This is a genomic window from Streptomyces cahuitamycinicus (assembly GCF_002891435.1).
Lineage (GTDB): Bacteria > Actinomycetota > Actinomycetes > Streptomycetales > Streptomycetaceae > Streptomyces > Streptomyces cahuitamycinicus.
This window is the reverse complement of the sequence record NZ_POUC01000572.1, coordinates 1-4,089: the sequence shown is the minus strand read 5'-3', so window position 1 is coordinate 4,089 and position 4,089 is coordinate 1. Positions and strand designations below refer to the sequence as shown.

At 70.4% G+C, this 4,089-nt stretch carries 4 protein-coding genes; 1 reads left to right on the top strand and 3 read right to left on the bottom strand.

Going from position 1 to position 4,089, the window contains the following annotated elements; all coding sequences use genetic code 11:
- The first annotated feature begins 1 nt into the window (after position 1).
- On the top strand, positions 2–1,246 hold the full coding sequence (locus C1J00_RS39445; protein ID WP_439333475.1) for a globin domain-containing protein: 1,245 nt from the start codon (positions 2–4) through the stop codon (positions 1,244–1,246).
- Between the two features lie 8 nt (positions 1,247–1,254).
- Here C1J00_RS39445 and C1J00_RS39440 read toward each other — a convergent pair whose 3' ends face one another.
- The 3 genes from C1J00_RS39440 to C1J00_RS39430 all read right to left on the bottom strand — a co-directional run.
- The gene (locus C1J00_RS39440) at positions 1,255–1,737 is read right to left on the bottom strand and encodes an NUDIX domain-containing protein (RefSeq protein ID WP_102913681.1); all 483 of its coding nucleotides are present in this window, start codon (positions 1,735–1,737) and stop codon (positions 1,255–1,257) included.
- A 202-nt stretch (positions 1,738–1,939) separates the two neighbouring features.
- Positions 1,940–2,845, bottom strand: coding sequence for a LysR family transcriptional regulator (locus C1J00_RS39435; protein WP_102913680.1), 906 nt, complete (start codon positions 2,843–2,845; stop codon positions 1,940–1,942).
- 195 nt (positions 2,846–3,040) lie between these two features.
- The coding region (locus tag C1J00_RS39430) for a cystathionine gamma-lyase (protein WP_102913679.1) at positions 3,041–4,089 on the bottom strand (1,049 nt) is incomplete at its 5' end.

The following is a 4,089-nucleotide window of genomic DNA, read 5'->3' as shown; positions in this document are numbered from 1 at the left end:
GCTGACCCCCACGCCCTTCGCCTCCACGCCGGCTCCGCCCCCGACTGCCGCTGCCGAGCAGCGTGTCCCCGCCCAGCGGTACGCACCGGTGTCGTCCCCGGAAGAGGCCGCCACCCCCCGGGGCGAAGCGGGTTCCCCGGACGCCCTGCTCATCCGCCGCGCCATGGCCGAGGCATCCCCGGTCGCCGACAAGGTCACGTCTTACTTCTACGCTCTGCTCTTCGTTCGCCACCCCGACCTGCGGTCGTTGTTCCCGGCCGCGATGGACACGCAGCGGGACCGGCTGCTCAGAGCGCTGCTCACGGCCGCCGAGCACATCGACAACAAGGATGTCCTCGTCGACTACTTGCAGAATCTCGGCCGGGGGCACCGGAAGTACGGGACGCGGGCCGAGCACTACCCGGCCGTCGGCGAGTGCCTCATCGGTGCGTTGAGCAAATACGCCGCCGGGGTCTGGAACGCGGAGATGGAGGCGGCCTGGGTCAGGGCCTACACCACGATCTCCCAGGTCATGATCGACGCGGCGGCCGCGGACGAACTGCGCGCCCCGGCCTGGTGGTACGCCGAGATCGTCACGCACGACCTGCGAACCCCGGACGTCGCGGTCGTCACCGTCCGGCCCGACCAGCCGTACCCCTTCCTCGCCGGGCAGTACACGAGCGTGGAGACGCCCTGGTGGCCCCGGATATGGCGGCACTACTCCTTCGCCTCGGCGCCCCGCTCCGACGGTCTTCTGTCGTTCCATGTGAAGGCCGTTCCGGCGGGCTGGGTCTCCAACGCCCTGGTGCACCGCGCCCGCCCCGGTGACATCATCCGGCTCGGCCCGCCCGCCGGTTCCATGACCGTGGACCACACCACTGACAGCGGCCTGCTCTGCCTGGGCGGCGGCACGGGCATAGCGCCCATCAAGGCTCTGGTCGAAGATGTCGCCGAGCATGGGGACCGCAGGCCGGTCGAGGTCTTCTACGGAGCCCGCACGGACCACGACCTGTACGACATCGACACCATGCTCCGCCTCCAGCAGAGCCACCCCTGGCTCTCGGTCAGGGCGATCATCGACCAGCAGGCGAACCAGCAGCTGCCGGACGCGATACGCGCCTATGGGCCGTGGAACGAGTTCGACGCCTACCTCTCGGGCCCGCCCGGGATGATTCGCAGCAGTGTGGACGCCCTGAGGGACATCGGTATCCCGTCGAACCGCATACGGCACGACTCCGTCGAGGAACTGGTCGCGGCCGGAAGCTGACCAGGGCCTCAGCCCAGGTCGGGCGCGTGCATGGCGAGGACGCCCTCGATGTTGCCGTCCAGGTAGTGGCGCAGCGACAGCGGCACGAGATGGACGGAGGCGATACCGACCCGGGTGAAGGGCACGCGCACGATCTCGTACTCGCCGACCGGCTCGTCCACCTCGGGGCCATGGCGCAGGGAGGGATCCATGGACTCCAGGCGGCACACGAAGAAGTGCTGCACCTTCACGCCGGTTGCTCCGCCGTCCTCCCCGATGTGCTCCATGGTGTCCACGAAGCAGGGCACCACATCGGTGATCTTGGCGCCGAGTTCCTCGTACACCTCGCGGTGCAGGGCGTCGATGACGGTCGAGTCGCTGGGCTCGACCCCGCCACCGGGGGTGAGCCAGTAGGGATCCACACCCGGCTTGGTGCGCTTGATCAAGATCAGGTCGGCGCCGTCCAGCAGAACGGCGCGTGCGGTGCGCTTGACCACGGGTCGGACGGTCATGAGTGAAATGTGGCCCGGCTGGTTCCACGTGAAACATCGCGAACCGTCACCGGCCGAGCTCCCAGAGTGAGGCACAGTGCCGAGCGCCCCGATACCCACCACAAGGCGCCCCCGTCGCCTCCTTGAGAAGGCCCTCGACGTCACCGCCAGGGCGCCCGCGAAACCCACGTCACCCCAGCTCGGAGCCCGGCCCATGAGGGACTCAGCACCAGTCGGCCGAGGCCCGCTGCAACCACTCGTGGGCTCGAGCGATATGGGGCAGCGCCAGCGTCCCGGTCCGAACCACCAGAAAGTATGTCCGCAGCGGCGGCACCGTCGGCTCGTGCAGGGACACGACATCGCCCTGCTCCAGCGCCGGCGCACACAAATAGCGGGGCAGCACCGCCAGGCCGGCGCCGGCGGCCGCACAGGCCAGGACCGCCCGAAGGTCGGGCACGATCACCGTGCCTGGGGTAGCCGGATGCGAGTCGAAAACGGAGGCCCAGTAGCGGGAGACGAAGGGCAGCGACTCGTGCACCTCCACCACGGGCACCTTCTCGAGGGCCGGTTCCGGCTCGCGGTCCGGTTGCACGATGCCGATCTGCTCGGCCCAGCGCGGCGCGGCGATCAGGACGTGCTCCTCGTCGCAGAGCGCAGTCGCCGTGAGTAGGGAGCCGCGCGGCTGGGCCGTGCTGATGGCCAGATCATGGTGCCCGGCAGAAAGCCCTTCCAGCGTTTCCTCGGCCGTCCCGAAGGAAGCGCGCAAGGCAAAGCCCTGGCCGTCCTCACCGGTCAGCTCCGTGAGGGCGGGCAGGGCTCGTTCGGCGGTGAACTCCGGAGGACCTGCGAGGTGCAGGGTCCGTAAGGAGGAGTCGTCGTCGAGGCCGGTCTCGGTGATCTCCACCAGGGCGTCGAGATGGGGCGCGGCCTTGTGGGCGAGTTCGTCGCCGATGCTCGTCGGGGTCACGCCGCGGGCCTGCCGCAGGAACAGGGGGCGGCCCAGTTGCCGTTCCAGCGTCCGAATCTGCGAGGTGACGGCAGGCTGGGAGAGACCGAGCAAGGCGGCGGCGCGGGTGAAGGAGCCGGCCCGGTGCACGGTCACAAAGGTCCGCAGTAAGGCCAGATCCACCGCGCACTCCCCTCTCCGCCCCTCGCCACCCGCCCACGGCCGTGCCCAACTATAAATAAGTCGATAGGTCTCTGTCGCTACCGTGATTGGACACTGACAGAGAGTCAACTAGCCTTGGTCGCGCGGTTCTTGCGCGCGGAACCGGGGGACGGTCCGAGCCACGAGGGGGGAGGCTCGGACCGTCCGTGGGGATGGTCAGGCGGCCGACCCGTCCAGCGCACGCACCACGTCCGCCACCAGGTCCTCCGGGTCCTCGGCACCGACCGAGAGGCGGATGAAGCCCTCAGGCACCGCGTCCCCGCCCCAGCGTCCCCGCCGTTCGGCCGTGGACCGCACCCCGCCGAAGCTCGTCGCGTCGTCCACGAGCCGCAGCGCTTCGAGAAAGCGGTCGGCACGCGCACGCGTGGGCAGAGTGAACGACACCACGCACCCGAAGCGCCGCATCTGCCGCGCGGCGATCGTGTGCGAGGGGTCGCCGGGGAGACCCGGGTAGCGCAGCCCCGTCACCTCGGGCCGCTCGCGCAGCGCCTCTGCGACCGCCAGGGCCGTCGCGCTCTGCCGGTCGACCCGCATCTGGAGCGTCGCGATGGAACGGTGTGCCAGCCAGGCCTCCATGGGCCCCGGAATCGCACCGACGATCTTGCGCCAGCGGCGTACGGCGGTCATGACCTCGGCGTCCCGGCCGACGACATAGCCCAGGAGGACGTCTCCGTGCCCGGTGAGCTGCTTGGTGCCGCTGGCCACCGCGAAGTCGGCACCCAGCTCCAGTGGACGCTGGCCGAGCGGCGTCGCAAGGGTGTTGTCGACGGCCACCAGGGCACCACGCGCGTGTGCCGCCTCGGCGAGCCGCCTGATGTCGCACACGTCGAGCCCGGGGTTCGACGGCGTCTCGATCCACAGCAGCCTCGCGCCGTCGAGGACGTCGAGCTGGGCGTCGGCGCCCGTCGGCGCGGTGCGCACCTCGATGCCGTACGCCTCCAGCCGGGCGCGGACCAGCGGCAACGCCTGGTAGCCGTCATCCGGCAGGACGCACACGTCGCCGGTGCGCAGCTGGGAGAACAGCACTGCCGAGATGGCGGCCATGCCCGAGGCGAAGACGAGCGTCTCGGCATCGTCCCGGCCGGGTGCCTCCAGCTCGCCGACGGCACGCTCCAGCAGCGTCCAGGTCGGGTTCTCGTCGCGACCGTAGGTGTAGGGGCCGGTCGGCTCGCCCGGCAGGTGGAAGTGGGCGGCAAACACCGGGC

Bases quoted from the DNA above. Each gene is read 5' to 3' on its own strand.
- C1J00_RS39440 (WP_102913681.1), bottom strand. From the start codon at position 1,737: ATGACCGTCCGACCCGTGGTCAAGCGCACCGCACGCGCCGTTCTGCTG.